21 protein-coding genes, 1 tRNA gene and 1 pseudogene are annotated in these 17542 nt (G+C 63.9%); 9 read left to right on the top strand and 14 right to left on the bottom strand.

Annotated features, from left to right (window positions below; all coding sequences use genetic code 11):
* Positions 1-86 precede the first annotated feature (86 nt).
* Positions 87-983, top strand: coding sequence for a tyrosine recombinase XerC (locus D1227_RS03525; protein WP_119403787.1), 897 nt, complete (start codon positions 87-89; stop codon positions 981-983).
* An 11-nt stretch (positions 984-994) separates the two neighbouring features.
* Here D1227_RS03525 and D1227_RS03530 read toward each other — a convergent pair whose 3' ends face one another.
* The 4 genes from D1227_RS03530 to D1227_RS20015 form a co-directional block, all read right to left on the bottom strand.
* Positions 995-1732 carry an enoyl-CoA hydratase/isomerase family protein gene (locus tag D1227_RS03530; RefSeq protein WP_119403788.1) on the bottom strand — a complete coding sequence of 246 codons (738 nt, stop codon included), beginning with the start codon at positions 1730-1732 and terminating at the stop codon, positions 995-997.
* 71 nt (positions 1733-1803) lie between these two features.
* Entirely contained in the window at positions 1804-2661 is an 858-nt protein-coding gene (locus tag D1227_RS03535) for an SDR family oxidoreductase (RefSeq protein WP_119404032.1), read from the bottom strand.
* 37 nt (positions 2662-2698) lie between these two features.
* Positions 2699-3163, bottom strand: a complete 465-nt coding sequence (locus D1227_RS03540) for an ASCH domain-containing protein (RefSeq protein WP_119403789.1) — start codon at positions 3161-3163, stop codon at positions 2699-2701.
* Positions 3153-3659, bottom strand: coding sequence for a hypothetical protein (locus tag D1227_RS20015; protein ID WP_199288301.1), 507 nt, complete (start codon positions 3657-3659; stop codon positions 3153-3155). Before D1227_RS20015 ends, D1227_RS03540 begins: the two co-directional genes overlap by 11 nt.
* Before the next feature lie 94 nt (positions 3660-3753).
* Between D1227_RS20015 and D1227_RS03550 the strand changes: the two are divergent.
* A pseudogene (locus D1227_RS03550) lies at positions 3754-4956 on the top strand (FAD-dependent oxidoreductase).
* A 3-nt stretch (positions 4957-4959) separates the two neighbouring features.
* Here the strand turns inward: D1227_RS03550 and D1227_RS03555 are convergent.
* On the bottom strand, positions 4960-5211 hold the full coding sequence (locus D1227_RS03555; protein ID WP_119375856.1) for a DUF2312 domain-containing protein: 252 nt from the start codon (positions 5209-5211) through the stop codon (positions 4960-4962).
* 155 nt (positions 5212-5366) lie between these two features.
* Here D1227_RS03555 and msrB point away from each other — a divergent pair, with 155 nt between their 5' ends.
* Together msrB and D1227_RS19885 are read left to right on the top strand one after the other, a co-directional pair.
* A complete protein-coding gene (gene msrB, locus D1227_RS03560; protein ID WP_119403790.1) occupies positions 5367-5891 on the top strand; it encodes a peptide-methionine (R)-S-oxide reductase MsrB in 525 nt (174 codons plus the stop codon).
* Positions 5892-5927: 36 nt separating this feature from the next.
* Complete coding sequence (locus D1227_RS19885) at positions 5928-6068, top strand: hypothetical protein (RefSeq protein WP_158586557.1); 141 nt, start codon at positions 5928-5930, stop codon at positions 6066-6068.
* A 21-nt stretch (positions 6069-6089) separates the two neighbouring features.
* On the opposite strand, the gene D1227_RS03565 is transcribed toward D1227_RS19885, so the two are convergent.
* Positions 6090-6638 carry a hypothetical protein gene (locus D1227_RS03565; protein WP_119403791.1) on the bottom strand — a complete coding sequence of 183 codons (549 nt, stop codon included), beginning with the start codon at positions 6636-6638 and terminating at the stop codon, positions 6090-6092.
* A 79-nt stretch (positions 6639-6717) separates the two neighbouring features.
* On the opposite strand from D1227_RS03565, the gene D1227_RS03570 reads away from it, so the two are divergent.
* A complete protein-coding gene (locus tag D1227_RS03570) occupies positions 6718-7161 on the top strand; it encodes a hypothetical protein (protein ID WP_119403792.1) in 444 nt (147 codons plus the stop codon).
* Here the strand turns inward: D1227_RS03570 and D1227_RS03575 are convergent.
* A complete protein-coding gene (locus D1227_RS03575; RefSeq protein ID WP_119403793.1) occupies positions 7152-7586 on the bottom strand; it encodes an MmcB family DNA repair protein in 435 nt (144 codons plus the stop codon). The genes D1227_RS03570 and D1227_RS03575 overlap by 10 nt on opposite strands.
* A 119-nt stretch (positions 7587-7705) precedes the next feature.
* A complete protein-coding gene (locus D1227_RS03580) occupies positions 7706-8488 on the bottom strand; it encodes a Bax inhibitor-1/YccA family protein (RefSeq protein WP_233349419.1) in 783 nt (260 codons plus the stop codon).
* 386 nt (positions 8489-8874) lie between these two features.
* On the opposite strand from D1227_RS03580, the gene D1227_RS03585 reads away from it, so the two are divergent.
* Both D1227_RS03585 and thpR read left to right on the top strand, forming a co-directional pair.
* On the top strand, positions 8875-9207 hold the full coding sequence (locus D1227_RS03585) for a DUF2853 family protein (protein ID WP_119375862.1): 333 nt from the start codon (positions 8875-8877) through the stop codon (positions 9205-9207).
* 75 nt (positions 9208-9282) lie between these two features.
* Complete coding sequence (thpR, locus tag D1227_RS03590) at positions 9283-9819, top strand: RNA 2',3'-cyclic phosphodiesterase (protein WP_119375863.1); 537 nt, start codon at positions 9283-9285, stop codon at positions 9817-9819.
* A gap of 244 nt (positions 9820-10063) precedes the next feature.
* Here thpR and D1227_RS03595 read toward each other — a convergent pair.
* The 5 genes from D1227_RS03595 to hemC form a co-directional block, all read right to left on the bottom strand.
* A tRNA-Thr gene (locus D1227_RS03595) sits at positions 10064-10139 on the bottom strand.
* A gap of 76 nt (positions 10140-10215) precedes the next feature.
* Positions 10216-11688 carry a heme biosynthesis protein HemY gene (locus D1227_RS03600; protein WP_119403795.1) on the bottom strand — a complete coding sequence of 491 codons (1473 nt, stop codon included), beginning with the start codon at positions 11686-11688 and terminating at the stop codon, positions 10216-10218.
* A 10-nt stretch (positions 11689-11698) separates the two neighbouring features.
* Positions 11699-12859: a COG4223 family protein gene (locus tag D1227_RS03605; RefSeq protein WP_119403796.1), complete on the bottom strand. Its 1161-nt coding sequence runs from the start codon at positions 12857-12859 to the stop codon at positions 11699-11701.
* Between the two features lie 51 nt (positions 12860-12910).
* Positions 12911-13633 (bottom strand): uroporphyrinogen-III synthase, encoded by a 723-nt coding sequence (locus D1227_RS03610; RefSeq protein WP_119403797.1) that lies wholly within the window; start codon positions 13631-13633, stop codon positions 12911-12913.
* On the bottom strand, positions 13626-14588 hold the full coding sequence (gene hemC, locus D1227_RS03615; protein WP_119403798.1) for a hydroxymethylbilane synthase: 963 nt from the start codon (positions 14586-14588) through the stop codon (positions 13626-13628). Before hemC ends, D1227_RS03610 begins: the two co-directional genes overlap by 8 nt.
* A 127-nt stretch (positions 14589-14715) precedes the next feature.
* Here hemC and D1227_RS03620 point away from each other — a divergent pair, with 127 nt between their 5' ends.
* Both D1227_RS03620 and tsaD read left to right on the top strand, forming a co-directional pair.
* Entirely contained in the window at positions 14716-15720 is a 1005-nt protein-coding gene (locus D1227_RS03620; protein ID WP_119403799.1) for a glycoside hydrolase family 5 protein, read from the top strand.
* A 24-nt stretch (positions 15721-15744) separates the two neighbouring features.
* A complete protein-coding gene (gene tsaD, locus D1227_RS03625; RefSeq protein WP_199288302.1) occupies positions 15745-16821 on the top strand; it encodes a tRNA (adenosine(37)-N6)-threonylcarbamoyltransferase complex transferase subunit TsaD in 1077 nt (358 codons plus the stop codon).
* On the opposite strand, the gene D1227_RS03630 is transcribed toward tsaD, so the two are convergent.
* The gene (locus D1227_RS03630; RefSeq protein WP_119403801.1) at positions 16818-17429 is read right to left on the bottom strand and encodes a TetR/AcrR family transcriptional regulator; all 612 of its coding nucleotides are present in this window, start codon (positions 17427-17429) and stop codon (positions 16818-16820) included. The two genes, tsaD and D1227_RS03630, sit on opposite strands and share 4 nt — an antisense overlap.
* Between the last annotated feature and the right edge of the window lie 113 nt (positions 17430-17542).

A 17542-nucleotide genomic window follows, 5' to 3' on the forward strand; every position in this document is an offset into this window, starting at 1 on the left:
GAAAGGCGTTAGCGCCAATGTCCATCAATTCTGGCTGAAACGCGCCTTCAATCCCTCCTTAATCCCTTCCACAGACACTCCGGCGGATGGAAATCCTGTCCGCCTTTCTCGAGCATGTCCGCCAGCAGCGGCGGCTCTCCGACAATACGGTCGAGGCCTATGGCCATGACCTCACCAGCTTTTTCGGCTTCCTCGAGGGCCATCTGGGCGAAGAGGTTGGCATCAAGATCTTCCGCCACCTTCACGCCAGCGACATCCGCGCCTTCCTCGCCAGGCGCCGCCGCGACGGGCTCTCGGACGCCTCGATTGCGCGGCTGCTCTCGGCCATCAAGACATTTTATCATTGGCTCGACCATCATCATGGCATCGAGAATCCGGAGATCGCCTTCCTGCAGGGCCCCAAGCGTGGCGCGCGTTTGCCGCGACCGGTTTCCGTGGCAGCGGCGCGCGACATGATCGAGACCGCCGAAGCCTTTGCCGAGGAGCCATGGGTCGCCGCCCGCGATGTCGCCGTGCTGACGCTGCTCTATGGCGGGGGGCTGCGCATATCCGAGGCGCTGAACCTCAATGGCGACAGCGTGCCCGCGCCCGAGCGCCTGCGTGTCGACGGCAAGGGCCAGAAGGTGCGGATCGTGCCGCTTATCCCGGCCGTACGACAGGCGATGGACGAATATGCTGCGCTCTGTCCGTGGCGGATCGGCAAGGATACCCCGTTTTTCTATGGTGTGCGCGGCAAGCGCCTGCAGCCAGCCATCGTTCAGAAGAATGTCGCTGTTCTGCGCGGTGCACTCGGCCTGCCCGAGACGGCGACGCCGCATGCGCTGCGCCATGCCTTTGCAACGCACCTGCTGGCTGAAGGCGCCGATTTGCGCGCCATCCAGACCCTGCTCGGCCATGCCAGCCTGTCCACGACGCAGGTCTATACCGGGGTCGATTCCGAACGCCTGCGCGCCGTCGTCGCCAAGGCGCATCCGAGGGCCTAGGAAAACCGGACCTATTTCTTCGTGAAGGCGGCGATGCGGTCCTGCATGTCCGGGCCGACGCCTTCATTCTCCATGATTTCCCATTGCAGGCCGGCATCGAGGGCATCCATGTCGGTTGCTTCCAGAAGCCGCTTGTTCGCGGCGTGGCTGAAGGCAGAGTTTTCCAGGATACGCCGGGCGAAGGCGCCAAGCTCCGCCTCGAAACTGTCGTCCGGATACACCGCTTCGCAGAGTCCAATGCGCAGGGCCTCATCTGCCTTGACCGTCTCGGCGGTGAACATCAGGCGCTTGGCCGTCGCAATACCGACGCGGCGGGGCAGGCGCTGGCTCATGCCCCAGATCGGCGTGAGCGCCCATTTCGCGTGCGTGTCGGCAAACCGGGCCGACTGCGCTGCGAGGATAAAGTCGGCCGCCAGCGCCACTTCCAGCGCGCCCGTATAGCAGTGCCCATGCACCGCCGCGATCACCGGCTTGGGCAGTTTCTCCATCAGGCGCAGCGTTTCCGAATGCCAGCCGCGTGAGGGGACCTCTTCACCCGAGGCGATATCGGCAAGGTCATGACCGGCGGAAAAGCACTTGCCGGCCCCCTTCAGGATGACGCAGCCAATGCTGTCATCTGAGCGCAAATCGTTCACATGGCTGCGCAGCGCCTTGAACATGCCGACCGTCAGCGCATTCAGCTTGTCCGGCCGGTTGAGTGTCAGCCAGCAGATGCCGTCTTCATCCCTGCGTGTCACCAGTTCGGTCATGATGGTCCTCCCTTTTGGGACTGGACCTTAGCGGGCCGGGCACGTCCATCAATTGGTGACGCAGGGGCCGGTCAGTCGTCCTTGCCGGAAAGCCCGAAGCGCTTGGCCATGACCTTGTCGACGGTGCGTTTGGGCAGCAGGGTCGGGATCGTCCAGTTGGTCAGCTTGTTGGGGACCGGCGCATAGCGGGCCTTGGGGCTGTCATCGCTGAGCGCCTTTTCGATGGTCTCGCCGATCACTTTCGGCTCCAGACCCTCGCGTCCGCCTTTCAGCATGACATCGGCGAACTTTTCAATCGGTTTTGCCCAGATCGTATTGGCATAGGGTTCGTGCTTGTTCATGTCCTCGGCCTTGTCCCAGATCGGTGTCTTGACCGCGCCGGGGCCGATGGCGATGGCGTCGATGCCGTAGACGACCAGCTCACGGCGCAGGCTGTCTGTCAGCGCTTCGACAGCGTGCTTGGTGGCGGCATAGGCGCCGAGGAACGGAGCCGAGAGCCGCCCGCCCACCGACGTGATATTGACGATCCGTCCCGGTTTTCCTTCACGCGCCTCGTCCATGCCGAGCAGTGGCAGGAAGGCCTGCGTCGCGCGCATCAGGCCGAAGACATTGACCTCGAAATGCTGCTCGATCTGGTCGAGCGGCTGGAGCGCGAGCGGACCCATATTGGCGATGCCGGCATTGTTGACGAGGCCGTCCAGTGTCCTGCCCTCCAGCGCCTTGGAGACGGCGGTCACTGCGGCCTTGACCTGGTCGGGCTTGGCGACGTCGAGGATCAGCGGGGTGATGTTCTCGCTCGCCTGCTTCAGGGGCTCGCCATCGGAATGCTTGCGCACGCCCGCGAAGACTTTCCAGCCATTGGCGGCGAGGTGTTCGGCAGCGGCCCGGCCAATGCCGGTTGAGGCGCCTGTGATCACGACTGTCTTCATGGGTTTGGGCTCCATTAGCTTTGGACGGAAGCGTCCGTCATTCCGGGTTGAGAGTCCAGATAAGCCGGAAGCGCTCGAAGACGATGGGTTCGTCCTCGGAGAAGATCGTGCCCTCACGCCCGCACTCGCGGTGGAAATAGGACAGATGGGCGGCGCGCCAGTAGTCGAGCGAGCGGTCGCCTTCGCCCTCCACCCAGGCAAAATCCTCCGTGACGGTGTTGAAAGGCGCGATGTCGACACGTGTCGTCTCGATGACGCAGGCTGGCCGGTCCTGCTCATCGAGGACGAGCGAAAGGTCGCCCGTGGCGGGCGGGCGGAGACCGATCTTCTGGTAGAGGCCGAAACGGCTCGCTGTCGCCTGCTTGGTTCCGGCAAGGACAAGATCCAGCAGCTCGCGCGCCAGTTCCGGCCCGTCGCCGAAAGCGAAGATGTCATAGGGCTTTCTGAGATCGCCTGTGTCGGCCTGGAAGCGATCCCAGGCCGCGCGCTGCTCAGGCGTCATCCTTGCCGCCTTCGATAACGCGGAATGCCGGACGTTTTTGCGGCCTTGGAGGGGCAGGCGCAGTTTTCTTCATCAGGTCGCTGCCCTTCACGATGCCAAGCTCCGGGCGTTTTTTCTCGGGTGGAGACGGAGGCGGCGGGCTGTTCCCGGCCTCTTCTATATCCTCATCAAGCTGGCGCACGCGCGGCGTGTAGGCGGGTTTCTTCTTTGCGCCGAGCGGTTTGCGCTGCTTAAAGCCGCTGGCCTTGCCGCGCGCCTTCTTGTCGATCTCGCGCAGTTTCTGGGTCTGCAGGGCCGACATGGGCTCTTCGAGACTGCCCTTGTCAGGGTCGGCGAAGGCGGAACCGAATTCCTCGATGCGCTGCTCGACCTCTTCGAGGAACTCCCTTTCCCAGTCCGACAGGGGCGGGCCTTCGCCGCGCGCAGCCAGCTCAGCCGCCTTGCGCAGTTTGCGCAGGGCCTTGCGCTTCTTCCGTTCGTCGACTTCGCGTGGCATGACAGGAAGAGGTCTTAGTGCGGTTTGAACCGAACACAAAGGCGAAGCGTTATCTTCAGTCAGTCGGGAGGTTGAGTGGAAGATGAGCGAGCGGATGGAAACCGGGTGTTGCATCGCGGGCGGCGGACCGGCGGGCATGATGCTCGGCTATCTGCTGGCCCGCCAGGGCATCGACGTCACCGTTCTCGAAAAGCATGCCGATTTCCTGCGCGACTTTCGCGGCGACACGGTCCACCCGTCGACCATGCAGGTGCTGGATGAGCTGGGCCTGCTGGAGGCTTTCCTGAAGCGCCCGCACCAGAAGACAGAACGCGTTGCCCTGCACCTGAACGACCGGGCTTTCGAGATTGCCGACTTCACACACTTGCCGGTCGCGGCCCGCTACATCGCCTTTGTTCCGCAATGGGAGTTTCTGGATTTCCTCGCCGACGAAGCGCGCAAGCTGCCGAATTTCCGCCTGATGATGTCGACCCGTGCCGACGAACTCCTCGTCGATGAGGGCCGCGTCTGCGGGATCTGGGCGCGCACGGACGATACGACATTCGAAATCCATGCGCCGCTGACCGTGGCCTGTGACGGGCGCGACTCCACGCTGGTCCCCGCGGCGGGATTCGAGATCGAGGAGAAGGGCGCGCCGATTGACGTGCTCTGGTTCCGCCTGCCGCGCGAGGACCGTCACGGCGAGGGGGAGTCGCTCGGCTACATGAAGGCTGGCGGCTTTCTCGTAACGCTCAACCGCGGTGACTACTGGCAGTGCGCGCTGGTTATCCGGAAAGGCGCGGATGCCCTTGTGCGTGGCGAAGGGCTGGAGGCGTTCCGCGCCCGCATCGCTCACCTTGCCCCGCATCTTGGCGACGAGGCAGAGGCCATCGAGCGCATGGAGGATATCAAGACGCTGAATGTGCAGGTCAGCCGGCTGGAGTGCTGGTGGCGTGAAGGCCTTCTGGCCATCGGGGATGCGGCGCACGCCATGTCGCCGGTTGGCGGAGTGGGCATCAACCTCGCGCTACAGGATGCGGTGGCCGCAGCGCGGATCCTTGCCAAGGATTTGAAAGCCGGATCGGTTCGTCATGAAACGCTGGAAGCGGTCCAGAAACGGCGCGAATGGCCAGCGAAAATCACCCAGTCCGCCCAGGTTCTTGCGCATAACCGGTTCGTCATTCCCGCGCTCGAGGCAGAGGGCGAGTTGCCGGTGCCGTGACCGGTGAAACTGCTGAACGCCGTACCCTTGCTCCGGCGGCTGCCAGCGCGTGCGATCGGCCTTGGTCCGCGCCCGGAACACTGGCGCGGCGGCTGAGCCTCAGGCCTCGCCGAGGGCGATCATGTAGGTTTCGAGCAGGCTTTCCTGTTCCTGGCGCTCATCGCGGTCCTGCTTGCGCAGACGCACGACCTGGCGGAGGATCTTGGGGTCATAGCCCATGGCCTTCGCCTCGGCATAGACGTCCTTGATCTGGTCGGCGACTTCCTTCTTTTCCACTTCGAGGCGCTCGATGCGCTCGACGGTCAGGCGCAGCTTTTCGCGCGCGGCATCTGTCAGCTTTCCATCTTCCATGGGGCTTGCTCCGGTTAACCCTTGTCGACGGGCGGGGTTCTAGAGGCTTGCCGCGGTCTTGGCGACCCTGCTTTGCATGGGCGCCTCGCGAAACCTCAAGAATTCCACACGCATTTGTGTGTCGACCGGGCCGAAACGCCGCCTATATCGGCCTTATGACCAGCAAGACATCCCGTTTTTCCAGACGAAACATCCTGTTCGGCGGCGCGGCTGGCGCTGTGCTCGCCGCCTGCACAAACTCAAAAGGCCAGGCTGAAGAGGCCAGTGCGGCCCAGGCGGTCTTCGCCGATACCGAGTGGCGTGCGCTCACGGAAGAGCAGTGGCGCGAGCGCCTTTCGCCAGACGCCTTCGGTGTCCTTCGCAAGGAAGATACAGAGCGCGCCTTCACCTCGCCGCTGAATGACGAAAAGCGCGACGGCGTATTTCACTGCAAGGGCTGTGACCTGCCGCTGTTCAAGTCCGAATGGAAGTATGACAGCGGCACCGGCTGGCCGAGTTTCTGGTCCTATATCGAGGGCAACCTCGCCACCAAGCCGGACCACAAATTCTTCATTGTGCGCACAGAGTATCACTGCGCGCGCTGCCTCGGACACCAGGGCCATGTGTTCGATGACGGCCCGGCACCGACGGGCAAGCGCTACTGCAACAATGGCGTCGCGCTGACCTTCAAGCCCGCGTAATTTGAGGGTTGCCGGTCGATTTGCTAATCAGCCGGCATGGCTCAGAGAAATACATTCCAGTCTTGGTGGCGGGACGTCCCGCTTGATGAGCGGCCTGCGCTCAAGGTGCTGCTCGGCGTCTTCATGATTGCCATGACGCTGGCGGCTGCTGCCGTGCTGTCCCAATATCTGCTCTAGCGCGGCGTCCTTGTGACCGGTTCAGCCGCTTGAACCGCCAAACGTGGTGCCGTCGCCTTCTTCTTCGGTCAGCATCGTATTGGGATTGTTCGGGTCTTCGCGCTCATAGCCGCGCTGGTCGGGCCGGGTGAACAGGTCCATCTGGCGCGGATCGACATGCTTCTTGCGCCGTGACTTGCGGGTGCGGCCATGGCGGAAATAGAGGTCGTCGGTGTGATCCTCATCTGCTTTCGGCTTCTTCTCGGCCTTCGCAGGTTTTGGGGACGCTTCCGGTTCGGCCTTCTTCGACTTCTTCGCGACAGGGTCGCCCAGCTTCCAGTAGGTGACAGCCAGCACGGGCGCGCCGTCGGCATCCTCGTAAACCTGGATGAAGCCTTTCGCCTCCCCCGCTTCGGCTTGCTTGACCAGCGCCGGGACCTCGGCGGGGTCCGGCTTCAGCCACTCGGTCTCCAGCGACAGGACGGGCCGGTCATCCGTCAGCGCCTCGGCGTCATAGCGGGTGCGCGCAGCCTTGCCTGCGCCTTTCAGGGCGTCCTTTGCGGTCAGGGCGAGGGGGTAGGCAAGGCTCATGCGCTCTGAGCTAGGCATTTTGGGTCAGCCCGTCCAGCTCCGCTTGTGCGGCGGGCTGCGCGACGGCTAGATGCGGTGCATGGAAACCGTCCTTGTCTGGCTTTTGCGGGCCATCGGGCTCTTATGGATTGCGGGCGGTGCATTTGGCGTCCACAGCGCCTGGTTCTCCTGGCGGCTTGGCCGGATGACCAGTGACCTCGAGGCTGCGACGCGCGATCTCGACCCCGAGGCGCTGCAGGATGAAGCTCCGGACGATACTGCCCGCGACCTCTGGCTGCTGGCCGGCGCCGGCCTGACCTTCCTAACCGGGTGCGCCCTTGTGGCGGCAAGCCGCCTGGCCCTGCCGCTCTGCCTGCTGCTCCTGGTCCACCAGCTGTTTTATTTCGCCCGTCAGGCTCGCCGGACCCGGCAGTCGGGCGATGAAGCGGACGCCGTTGCGCCCTCGACCCGGAATGCGGCGTTGTTTGCGCTGTTCGTGACGGCATGCGTCGTCTTCCTCACAGTCTCCGGCGCTTACGGCTGAGCCGATAGCTGCACGAAACGGCTGGCCGCGAGCCGCGCAAACCGGAGGGTGACGGCCTTCCGCCGGGCTGCGGCGAGAGGCGTCGCCTCCGGATGCCGCAGCACCGCGCCGCCGAACCCGTCAGCGACGATCAGGCCGGCGTCTTGCGGGATCAGGTCATGCGGAAAGGCGTGGCCGACGGCGAAATAGAAGCGGTCGCAGAAGGGCTGGTATTCCGGCCATTTCCCGTCGGAGCGGAAGTCGGCCACCGAACTCTTGATCTCGACAATGGTGATCTCACCCTTCGGGCCGATCGCGGCGACATCCGCGCGCCGGCCATTGGCGAGCGTCATTTCCGTGACGCCGGCGAAATTCAGGTCTGCGAACAGTCGCAGCACGCCGCGGCAGATATCACTGGCACAAGGGTTGAGATGATCATCCGCCATGGCAGCCTCCCTGCTCGGGTTCCCTTTCTGTTCCAGCCTGTCATCGGGCCGGGTCGAGGTCAAGAAAAAAGCCCCGGAGCCATCGCTCCGGGGCTTCTGCATGCTGAATGTGTGCGGCGCTATTCGCGCGAGGCGAGCAGCATCAGCACAAAGCGGAACATGTTCACGAACATGATGAAGAAGTTGAGCGCACCCCAGTTCGTCATCACGGCCAGGCTGCGGCCATCATGCGAAAGCTGGTAGTAGCCTTCCTTCAGTTCCTGGGTCTGCCAGGCGACAAGCACGGCCGAGAGCAGTGCGAAGCCACCGGAGATCATCCATTCCATGCCGGAAGACGGCTGCAGGATGCCCATCATCGGCAGGACCATGTAGATCAGCGAGACTGCCACAAGCGCCCAGATCGCCATGATGGCGAAATTGCCAATCGCCGACAGGTCACGCTTGGTCGTATAGCCCCAAAGCGACAGGGCACCGAAGGCCGACGCCGTGATGAAGAAGGCTTTCGCGATCGTCATGTAGTTGAGCGACTGCGAAATGCCGCCGGCTGTCTGCGTGCTGATATTGTTGGACGCCATGTAGAAATAGACGCCAAGGCCGAGGCCGACAAAGGTCACGATGGCCCAGTACAGGATGGCCGATCCGGTTGGCGATGGGTTCTTCATGAAGAACATCGAGCCGAAGATCAGAGCGATCGGCGCAAAGGCAACCACGTAATAGAGCGGCGTGCCGAAGATCAGCTGGGTGAGCGGGTCCCAGGTGCCGGCCGCGAAGGCGAGCACGCCGGAAAGCGCGATGCCGTAGGTCAGTTTCGTATAGACGCCGAGCATGAAGGTCCGAAGGCCCTGGTCAATGCTCGCATCCATAGTCCTGCTGCGGGCGACAGATGAGTTGAAGTTGTTCATTTATCCCTCTTTCGAAAGGCCGGCATACACTTATGCCGATTGTCGATAATATGGGCGAAACGGCCCGCCACTTCAAGGAAAACCGGTCCTCGCGACTCAGCTTTCAGTATTGTAATCAGAGCAGTGGTTAACAGCCGATTCAGATGCCGGCCGGGCTAGGCTTATGCTGCACTGCCGCAAAAGTCCGCAAAATAGTGATGTATTCGCGGGTGCCTGGCCTTTAAAGGCCGTAGTGCCCGAAAAGATTCGAACACGTTACAGTTGCGCGATCAGGATGAGGCCTCCCGAAAAGTATGGTTTGACTTTGCCAAAAGCTGATAGCAGCATATCTTTGCTGTGGTAACTACAGCAGGGACGTACGTTTAACTCGAAGGGGAATTGATCCTATGGCTGATGCATCGGCGTACGCTGACAACATAAAAAAATATGCAAAGGGATATAACCAGAAGGCTGCTGAGAAGATCGTCGGCCATTTGGGTATTGCTCTGAGAAACCGTGACTCGTCGCTGGTTTCCTGCTCCGATCCGGGCGAACTTCAGCGCGTCCGCGAAAAGTTCTGCCGTGGCAAGCTCGGGCTTGCCCAGAAGAATGACGAGATCGATGCAGCAATGGGCAAGATCTGCGAGAAGATGAAACCGGAGGGCGGCAACAAGTCCCGCGTCACCTTCTATTATCTGCTTGCCGAACACTTTGGAAAACTGGACGAACTGGCCGGCTAAACGACCAGCGTCGCACCGCAATCATTTCGGGAAGCCCGGTCTTGATGGCCGGGCTTTTTCTGTTTCAGATACTGCATGATCAGACTGTTCGCCGCCCTTCCCGTCCCCGATCCGATTGCCGACCGGCTGGAGCCGCTGCTCACCGGGCTCGACGGTGCGCGCTGGCGCGACCGCGAGCACTTTCACATTACCCTGGCCTTCTTTGGCGAGATGAAGGAACCGGTCGCCGAAATGCTGGACGAGGAAATCGGCGCGTTGGCCGCGCCGCAGCTCGACCTGGAGATCGAAGGCGTCGGCTGGTTCGGCCGCAAGGAGCCGCATGCCGTCTTCGCCACGGTGAAACGCACGCCTGCGCTCGACGCGCTTGCCCGTGAATGCCGCAAGATCTCCGCGCGCATGGGGCTCGACAAGGATGACAAGCCGTTCAAGCCGCATATCACGCTCGCCTATCTCAACAATACCCCGCTTGAGGCGGCGATGGCCTGGTCGGAGCGGTGGCAGGTCCTGCGCGCCGGCCCCTGGACGGCCGACCGATTCCATCTCTTCGAGAGCATCCCGCGTGAGGGCAAGAAGAGCGTGTACGACGCGGTGGCAGAGTATCCGCTGGGGTGAGCTGGATGAAAGGGAAAAGCGGACTTCTGTTGCGCTGTTTGATCGCGATCCCAGTACTGGCTCTTCTCGTGGTGCTCTGGCTGCTTGTGGGTGGCTGGACAGGTGTTGCGCTCTTTCTGGTGGGCGCATTAGTACTTCAGTTTGGGTATGTGTTTCGCAAATGAAGCATAGCCCCTGCCGGGGCATTCAAATCCTAAAATCGATCCACCGGATCGATTTTTTCGCGCAGCGAAATGGATTTGAATGGTGCCGCCTAGGTGACTTGAACACCTGACCCTCGCATTACGAATGCGATGCTCTACCAGCTGAGCTAAGGCGGCTATCCGAATTGGAGGCGCCTCCATACCGTTTGATGCCTCGCGCCGCAAGCCTGCTTTTCACTCGCGCCAACCTTGCTCAGCGCTCGTCTTCAGCGTCCTGAACATAGTCGACCGGCGGCTCTGACAGCTTGACCGGCTTTTCCGCGCTGGCGAGCTGCGGCGTGGCCGCGGCGACCTGGCGCGATGGCGCGGCGCGGCGGGCCGGGGCGGGCAGGGCGATGTGGCGTCCGGCCTCGAGCTCACGCCCATAGGTCTCATAGCGCGAATGAACCAGCGTGCCGGCATCGCCGAAGCTGTAGACAAGGCGCGCCCAGTCGCGGCGGGAATAGTCGAAGGCATTGCCGTTCGGGTCGATGTCGGACCATTCGGCCTCACGTGAGGCCGTCGCGGCCATACGGCCCCAGCGCTCGGCTTCCTTGGCATCGCCATAGCCCTTGAGCGCCTGTTCCAGCAGCAGGCAGAGGCGCGCGGTCGGCTTCTCCTCGACCAGCAGGGCAAGGATGCGGATGGCACTCATCCAGTCGCGTCCCGCCATGGCGATCTCCGCCTTGAGGATGCGGCTTTCGCGCGCTTCGGGATTGGTCGCGATCAGCGATTCCAGCCGGGCAATCTGCGTCTTTGGCGTGTCGGCCGGGTCGAGGCGGCGGCAGAGATGGGCCAGGGCCGGGTGCGGATTGGCCTTCCAGCCAAGTTCGAGCACGCCCTGGGCGGCCTTCACCTTGCCGTCGATCATCAGGTGGCGCGCGCCATGATAGGCAGCCGGCGGGAAAGTCGGGGCCGAGCGGATGGCATCGGCCAGCAGTTTCTGGGCGTCGCGGCGTTCGGCATTGGGCAGGCTGCAGGCCTGCGCGGTGTAGAGAACGGCCCGGCGGCGGCGCAGGCTGTCGCCCTTGATGGCGCCCCGCTTTTCGCCTGTGGCCAGTGTGTCGAGCGCTTCCTGCCAGTGGCCGCGTGCGATCTGGCTGTCGAACAGGGCGTTGAACGGCCAGTCGGCTTCGGTTCTGAGGGCCAGCGCTTCGCGGGCGCGGGCTTCGGCGGCGGCGACGTCCCCGCGCTCGGAGGCGGCTGTGGCGGCGCCCTTGAGGCCAGCGAGTTGTCCGCCGGGAAGCCGGGCAAGCTGGCCCCAGGCACGCTCGGCGCCCGACCAGTCATCGGAGATTTCCGCCGTGCGCGCTTCCAGCAGCAGCTTCAGCCGCTCGTCATCGGCATGCTTGTCGGCCTTGCTGGCGTACTTCTTGGCGAGACGCACGTCGCCCGCCTCAGCAGCCAGAAGCCCGTCAGCCAGCGCCTTGTTGGCATTGCGCGCCTTCTTGGCCTGGTGCGCTTCGGAAAAGCGGCCCGGAAGCCTCAGCAGGCCCGTCAGGGCGCCCCAGATCACCGCCATCGCTGCGCCGATCAGAACGACACCGAGGATCGCGACGACGAGCTTCAGCTCCACAGCAGTCTCCGGGCCGAGCGTGATCAGCACGCTGCCGGGCAGGCGGGCCGCCCACAGCACGGCAACTCCGGCGAGGACGATGAGGAGGATGACGAGAAAGAGTACGATCATGAATAAGTATCTATTGTCCCGCTGCGATCAATTTAAGGCGCAATTCCTCAAGACTTTGTTCCAGCCGGGCGCGGCGGCGCGCATCGGCCAGCCATGTCTGGTAGATCGGCTTCGTCGTACCCGGCAGATTTTCAACTGCGTCGATGGCTATCGCAAGGTCGTCACGGGCGAGCGCGGCTTCGGCATCGGCAAGCCGGTCGGCAGTGTCGCTGTCGGAGGATGTGCGCCGGATGCTGACGGAATCCCCGAACACCGTGCTCACCCAGCCCATGCCGGACGCGTCTTCGGTATCGCGCGCCGCCGCGGTGTTCTGTAGGCGCCGGAATTCGGCCTTCAGGGCAGCCAGGGTTGGAACCTCGATCTGAGCCAGGCTTGAGAGGGCCTGAATGTCCGGGTCGTCCGGGCGCGCTTCGCGAAGCTGGCGGTATTCGGCCTCGAAGGTCTCGCCGCGGTTGGCGGCCGCCTGGATGGCCGACAGGGCGAGCGACGCACTCACGGCAGAGGTGGACGCGCGCTGCGCAGCCGCCGAGTCCGTGCGCACATCATTGAGCTCCGTTGCGAGGTCGCGCTGGGTTGCCTCCAGCGTGGCGAGTTCCGAACGGAGGGTTTCGAGCTCCGTGCGCAGGCTGACCAGCTGGGCATTGCTGGCGCCGCCGCCCTGGTTCGCGCGCTCAAGCGCCCGTTCGATGGCGTCAATCCGGGCCGGATCGATCCCGCCGGTCTGGTTCTCGGATAGGGTGGCGATCTGCGATTCGAGGCCGGCCAGACGGGCGTCGACGCCGTCCGGCAAGTCGGTGCTCTCTGCCGACGCGGCAGACGGCAGGCTCGCGATCTGTCCGTCGATACGTGTGATCTCGCTATCAATCCGGTCGATGAGGCCTTCGACCTGCGCGGAGACATTGGCGATGCGCGTCTGCAAATCAGCCTGCTGGTCACGCATCTCATCCAGCGCCGTCTCGTTCGGGCCGGGCAGGTCGGTTGTGTCGAGAAGGCCGGAGGACCAGACAGACATACCAAGCGCACCGAGGGCCAGCAGTCCAACAATGGTCAGGGATATCCAGCCCGGACCGCCGGATTTCTTTGACGTTTCATTGGTGGAGGGCGTTTCGGCCGGATCGGCGGGTTCATACTCCGCATCGATCGGGACGGAATGGCTTGGATGGTCGCTCATGCTTTACCTCTTCACGCTCCCCAGCCGCCTGTCCTTGTCATTGTCGTCCTGTCACCGCCCGGCAAGCGCCTCGTCGAGGCAGGCCATCAGGTGCGCCTCATCGGGGTGCCTGGCCACATGAACGCCCCCCGATGGGACCTGCTCCAGACTCGCCGCCGCTTGCGGTGAAATTACGACAAACTCCGTTTTCGAAAGATTGAGACCATTTGCAAGGGAAAGGAAGGCGTTTGCCCCTTTTGCGGAGTGGACAAGACAGATCGTGCGCGCGCCGGATTTGAGCTGGGCCAGCGCGTCCGGCGACAGGGCCGGGGCCGGACGGGCTTCATAGAGTGCCGCGAAAGTCACCACGAACCCTTCGGCTTCCAGCGCGCGGGCAAGGTCCCCCTTGGCCGCCGCGTTGGCAACGTGCAGCAGTGCCTTGCGTGGCCCGGACCAGTGATGGGCGATGTAGTGGGCAAGGTCATGGGCATTGCCCGAGGACTGGTGCACCGGGCTGAAGCCCTCGCGCAGCGCTTCGGATGCGGTGGCAGGGCCGACGCACCAGGCCGGCAGGTCGCGCGCCTCGCTTGCCTCGGCAAAGAAGCGCACGCCATTCGCGCTGGTGAAGACGAGGCCGCCAAACTCTGAGAGGTCGGGCAAGGCTTCATCGCGGCTGGTCAGTTCAAGGGCTGGCGACAGGATCGCCTCCAGGCCCTTCTCGCGCAGGCGTGCTGCTGTTTCGGATGCGCCGGGCTCGGTACGGGTGACGATGATGGGCGGGGCGGTGTCAGCCATCGTCGAAGGCGGGGAGGTTGCCGCCCGCAGACGCCCGAATCTGCTGGCCGGCGCCACGCCCAAGCGCCGCCATCTCGCTCTCACTGGCGTCAGCCTGGGCCACGCCCTGGAAGGCCCAGCGGTGCGAGCCGTCGGGTTTCAGCACTTCGCCGGCGAACTTCCAGACGCCGTCTTCCTGCCAGGCGTGCCCGCCCATGGCTGTCCGGCATGAGCCGTCAAGTTCGACGAGGAAGGCGCGCTCGGCCATGGCGGCCAGACGCGTTGTGGGGTGGTTGAGCTGGTGGATGAGGTCAAGCACGTCCTGGTCGAGGTCGTCCGGGCGTGCAGCGATAGCGACGATGCCCTGTCCGGCGGCGGGGACCATTTCCGTGATCGGAACCGGCGTCGCGACATGCGCCATGCCGAGGCGGTTCAGTCCGGCCATGGCGAGGTAGGTGGCTTCGGCAAGGCCATCGTCGAGCTTCTTCAGCCGGGTCTGCACATTGCCGCGGAAGGTGACGATGTTGAGGTCGGGGCGCATGGCGAGCGTCTGAGACTCGCGGCGCAGGCTGGCCGTGCCGACCGTTGCACCTTTCGGCAGGTCCTTCGGGCCTTTCAGGCCGTCGCGATTGATGAAGCCGTCGCGCGGGTCCTCGCGCTCGGGGAAAGCCAGCAGCGCCTGGCCGTGAGGCAGCGCGCCCGGCACGTCCTTCAGGCTGTGAACGCCGATATCGCAGCGCCCATCATCGACGGCCGCGTCGATCTCACGGGTGAAGAGGCCCTTGCCGCCGGCATTGATCAGGCGCTCGGTGGTCAGCTTGTCGCCGCCCGTGGTGAAGGAGACGATCTCGCCCGTTACCGCGCCGTTCGAGAGCCGCTCGAGGTCGGCCGCCACGGCGTTCGCCTGCGCCAGCGCCAGTGGCGATCCGCGCGTGCCGATCTTCAAGGTGAGCTTCGATGAGGATACTGCCGTCATCCTGCCTCCTGCCTGTCCAGATTTGGCCCTGCTAAAGTGAGACACCTGTCATGACAAGAGAGCGGGGCTGCGGCGCAGTGCGCGCCGGACAGGCGCTTTCTTAACGAAATCAGGTCAGAAGGACGCCATGCGACCGCTTATTGCCGCTCTTGCTTTCTTGCTTGCCGCCTGCTCCCAGGGCGAGCCCTCGGCCAGTGCCGAAGAGATCGCCCGTGCCCAGCCCTCGCCGGTCGAGCGCTGCATGAATCTTGGCGGCGCGCTGGAAGCGCCGAATGAGGGCGACTGGGGCTACACCGTGCGGCAGGCCGATCTTGTCCGCCTCAAGGAAGCCGGTTTCGACACGGTTCGCCTTCCGGTCAAATGGAGTGCACACACCGATGAGCGCGCGCCCTACACGATCGATCCGGATCTCATGGACCGGGTCGACGAGATCGTCACCGATGCGACGGAGGCCGGTCTCAACATCATCGTCGATGTGCATCACTACAACGCGCTGATGAAGAAGCCGGATGCCCATCGCGCCCGTCTCGGTGCCATCTGGACGCAGATCGCAGACCATTTTGAAGGCGCGCCGGACAGCGTCATCTTCGAACTCATTAACGAGCCGAACGACCGGATGACGGTTCGCAAGACCGATGCGATCAATCGCGAACTTCTGGCCATTGTCCGCGCAAAGCATCCCGACCGCTGGGTGGTTGTCGGCAGCGCCGGATGGGGTGGGCTTGATGCGCTGCTCAAGAGCCGGCCGCCGGAAGACGACCGGATCATCCTGACCTTCCATTCCTATGAACCCTACGATTTTACCCACCAGGGCGCGTCCTTCTCCGACGATCCGCCGCCGGTCGGCATGCGCTGGGGCTCGAACGAGGACCGCGAGCTGATGGAAATGGGCGCGAACATGGCGGCGAGCTTCGCCAACCAGCAGGGCTATCCGATCCTGCTCGGCGAGTTCGGTGTCTATGAGGACGTCCCGCTCGACCAGCGCGTCGGCTGGACCCGCGCGATGCGCGAATTCGCCGAGGAGCGGAACATCGGCTGGTGCTACTGGGACTTTGCGACGACCTTCAGGGCCTACAATCTCGATCGCGAGACGTGGATTCACTCGATGCTGTCGGCGTTGATGGACGATTAGACCGCCAGCGCCTAAATCAGCGCCATGACACGCCATACCGTCCTCGGCATCGAAACCAGTTGCGACGAGACCGCCGCAGCCGTTCTGCGCCTGGAGGACGGAAAGGCAACCATCCTCTCGGAGATTGTCCGCAGCCAGGTCGAGGCGCATGCGCCCTATGGCGGTGTGGTGCCGGAGATCGCAGCGCGTGCCCATGCCGATATTGCCGACAAGGTGGTGGCCGCGGCGCTTGAGGAAAGCGGGCTGGCCGTGACCGATCTCGACGCTGTCGCGGCAACGTCGGGGCCGGGCCTGATTGGCGGAGTCATGGTCGGCATGATGACCGGCAAGGCGATCGCGCTTGCCGCGGGCAAACCCTTTATTCCGGTCAATCACCTTGAAGGCCACGCGCTCTCGCCTCGCCTGGCCGAGGACTGCCCGTTTCCCTACCTGCTCCTGCTTGTGTCGGGCGGCCATTGCCAGTTCATCCTCGTCAAGGGCCTTGGCAATTATACGCGTCTCGGCACGACCATCGACGATGCGGCGGGCGAGGCGTTCGACAAGCTCGCCAAGCTCCTGCATCTCGGTTTTCCCGGGGGACCGGCCGTGGAAAAGGCTGCTGAGGCGGGTGATCCATCACATTACAAGCTGCCGCGCCCGCTGCTCGACAGGCCGGGCCTCGACATGAGTTTCGCAGGCCTCAAGACAGCGGCGGCCCGCATCATCGAGGCCGAAGACCTGTCCGAGCAGGATGTGGCTGACCTCTGCGCCAGCTATCAGACGGCCATAGCCGATTGTCTGGCGGTCAAGGCGGACCGGGCCATGGCCGGCTTCGATGGCGAGCGACTCGTCGTGGCCGGCGGCGTTGCCGCCAATACCGCCATCCGAAAGGCCCTCGATGAGGTCGCGGTGCGACATGGCGCGCGGCTGATTGCACCGCCCCTGCGTCACTGTACGGACAATGCGGCGATGATCGCGCTGGCTGGCGCCGAGCGGCTGTCGGCTGGCGATGTCCCGGCTGACGCGATGATGTTTTCGGCCCGCCCACGCTGGCCGCTCGATGAGGCCCGCGCCATGTCCGATCCGGCCTATGGCGGCGGCAAGCGCGGCGCGAAAGCCTAGGGCGCCAGGACGCGTAGCAGCCTGACGGCCTGCTCCTGGGCAAAACCATCCTTGAGGGGCGCGCGCATGATCAGCAGATTGTGCCAGGCTGGCGAGATCAGCACATTGACGGCTTCATCGAGGTCGTAGTCACGCCGCACACGCTTCTTCGCGGCCAATTCGGCCAGGATGAGTCGCAAGGGCGCGCGAACGTTCGACTTCATCCAGTTGCGCCACACATCGCCCGCTTCCTTCTCATCGGAGGCCGCCATCAGCGCGCCGCGAAGGACAGCGTGACCGTTGCCGGTCCGCGTGGCCGCTTCGAATGGCATCAGCAGTGAGGCGATCCGCTCGACCGGATCGGTGCCGGAGGTCTGCGTCGGCTGCAGCAGCGAGGTCGCCGCTTCGAGACACATCGTCCCAGTCGCCGGCCACCAGCGATAGATGGTCTGCTTGGAGGCATGGGCGCGCCGGGCAATGCTGTCGACGCTGAACTTGCGCCAGCCCGCGGTGGCAAGCTCTTCGCGGGTCGCATCAAGGATGGCCGCGCGAGAGGCTTCGCTGCGGCGTGGCCCCTGACGCCGGCGCGTCGTCTTCTTCCGCGTTGTCGTCTTTTCGGCTTCGGCCATGTGGATCTCCGTTAGCCGCCATGGACAGGGGCGGCCATGACCTCGATACTCCGAAATGGTTGGGCGAAAGTGAACGGACCGTCTCATGATTGCTTGCAGAAAGTGGAAAGCCT

Origin of the sequence: Henriciella mobilis, assembly GCF_003576315.1 — a bacterium.
Taxonomy (GTDB): Bacteria; Pseudomonadota; Alphaproteobacteria; order Caulobacterales; family Hyphomonadaceae; genus Henriciella; species Henriciella mobilis.

What these genes read in the sequence shown, in the direction of transcription:
- D1227_RS03525 (WP_119403787.1), top strand. Translation starts at nt 87, where the DNA reads ATGGAAATCCTGTCCGCCTTTCTCGAGCATGTCCGCCAGCAGCGGCGG.
- D1227_RS03530 (WP_119403788.1), bottom strand. Translation starts at nt 1,732, where the DNA reads ATGACCGAACTGGTGACACGCAGGGATGAAGACGGCATCTGCTGGCTG.
- D1227_RS03535 (WP_119404032.1), bottom strand. Translation starts at nt 2,661, where the DNA reads ATGAAGACAGTCGTGATCACAGGCGCCTCAACCGGCATTGGCCGGGCC.
- D1227_RS03540 (WP_119403789.1), bottom strand. Translation starts at nt 3,163, where the DNA reads ATGACGCCTGAGCAGCGCGCGGCCTGGGATCGCTTCCAGGCCGACACA.
- D1227_RS20015 (WP_199288301.1), bottom strand. Translation starts at nt 3,659, where the DNA reads ATGCCACGCGAAGTCGACGAACGGAAGAAGCGCAAGGCCCTGCGCAAA.
- D1227_RS03555 (WP_119375856.1), bottom strand. Translation starts at nt 5,211, where the DNA reads ATGGAAGATGGAAAGCTGACAGATGCCGCGCGCGAAAAGCTGCGCCTG.
- msrB (WP_119403790.1), top strand. Translation starts at nt 5,367, where the DNA reads ATGACCAGCAAGACATCCCGTTTTTCCAGACGAAACATCCTGTTCGGC.
- D1227_RS19885 (WP_158586557.1), top strand. Translation starts at nt 5,928, where the DNA reads ATGGCTCAGAGAAATACATTCCAGTCTTGGTGGCGGGACGTCCCGCTT.
- D1227_RS03565 (WP_119403791.1), bottom strand. Translation starts at nt 6,638, where the DNA reads ATGAGCCTTGCCTACCCCCTCGCCCTGACCGCAAAGGACGCCCTGAAA.
- D1227_RS03570 (WP_119403792.1), top strand. Translation starts at nt 6,718, where the DNA reads ATGGAAACCGTCCTTGTCTGGCTTTTGCGGGCCATCGGGCTCTTATGG.
- D1227_RS03575 (WP_119403793.1), bottom strand. Translation starts at nt 7,586, where the DNA reads ATGGCGGATGATCATCTCAACCCTTGTGCCAGTGATATCTGCCGCGGC.
- D1227_RS03580 (WP_233349419.1), bottom strand. Translation starts at nt 8,488, where the DNA reads ATGAACAACTTCAACTCATCTGTCGCCCGCAGCAGGACTATGGATGCG.
- D1227_RS03585 (WP_119375862.1), top strand. Translation starts at nt 8,875, where the DNA reads ATGGCTGATGCATCGGCGTACGCTGACAACATAAAAAAATATGCAAAG.
- thpR (WP_119375863.1), top strand. Translation starts at nt 9,283, where the DNA reads ATGATCAGACTGTTCGCCGCCCTTCCCGTCCCCGATCCGATTGCCGAC.
- D1227_RS03600 (WP_119403795.1), bottom strand. Translation starts at nt 11,688, where the DNA reads ATGATCGTACTCTTTCTCGTCATCCTCCTCATCGTCCTCGCCGGAGTT.
- D1227_RS03605 (WP_119403796.1), bottom strand. Translation starts at nt 12,859, where the DNA reads ATGAGCGACCATCCAAGCCATTCCGTCCCGATCGATGCGGAGTATGAA.
- D1227_RS03610 (WP_119403797.1), bottom strand. Translation starts at nt 13,633, where the DNA reads ATGGCTGACACCGCCCCGCCCATCATCGTCACCCGTACCGAGCCCGGC.
- hemC (WP_119403798.1), bottom strand. Translation starts at nt 14,588, where the DNA reads ATGACGGCAGTATCCTCATCGAAGCTCACCTTGAAGATCGGCACGCGC.
- D1227_RS03620 (WP_119403799.1), top strand. Translation starts at nt 14,716, where the DNA reads ATGCGACCGCTTATTGCCGCTCTTGCTTTCTTGCTTGCCGCCTGCTCC.
- tsaD (WP_199288302.1), top strand. Translation starts at nt 15,745, where the DNA reads ATGACACGCCATACCGTCCTCGGCATCGAAACCAGTTGCGACGAGACC.
- D1227_RS03630 (WP_119403801.1), bottom strand. Translation starts at nt 17,429, where the DNA reads ATGGCCGAAGCCGAAAAGACGACAACGCGGAAGAAGACGACGCGCCGG.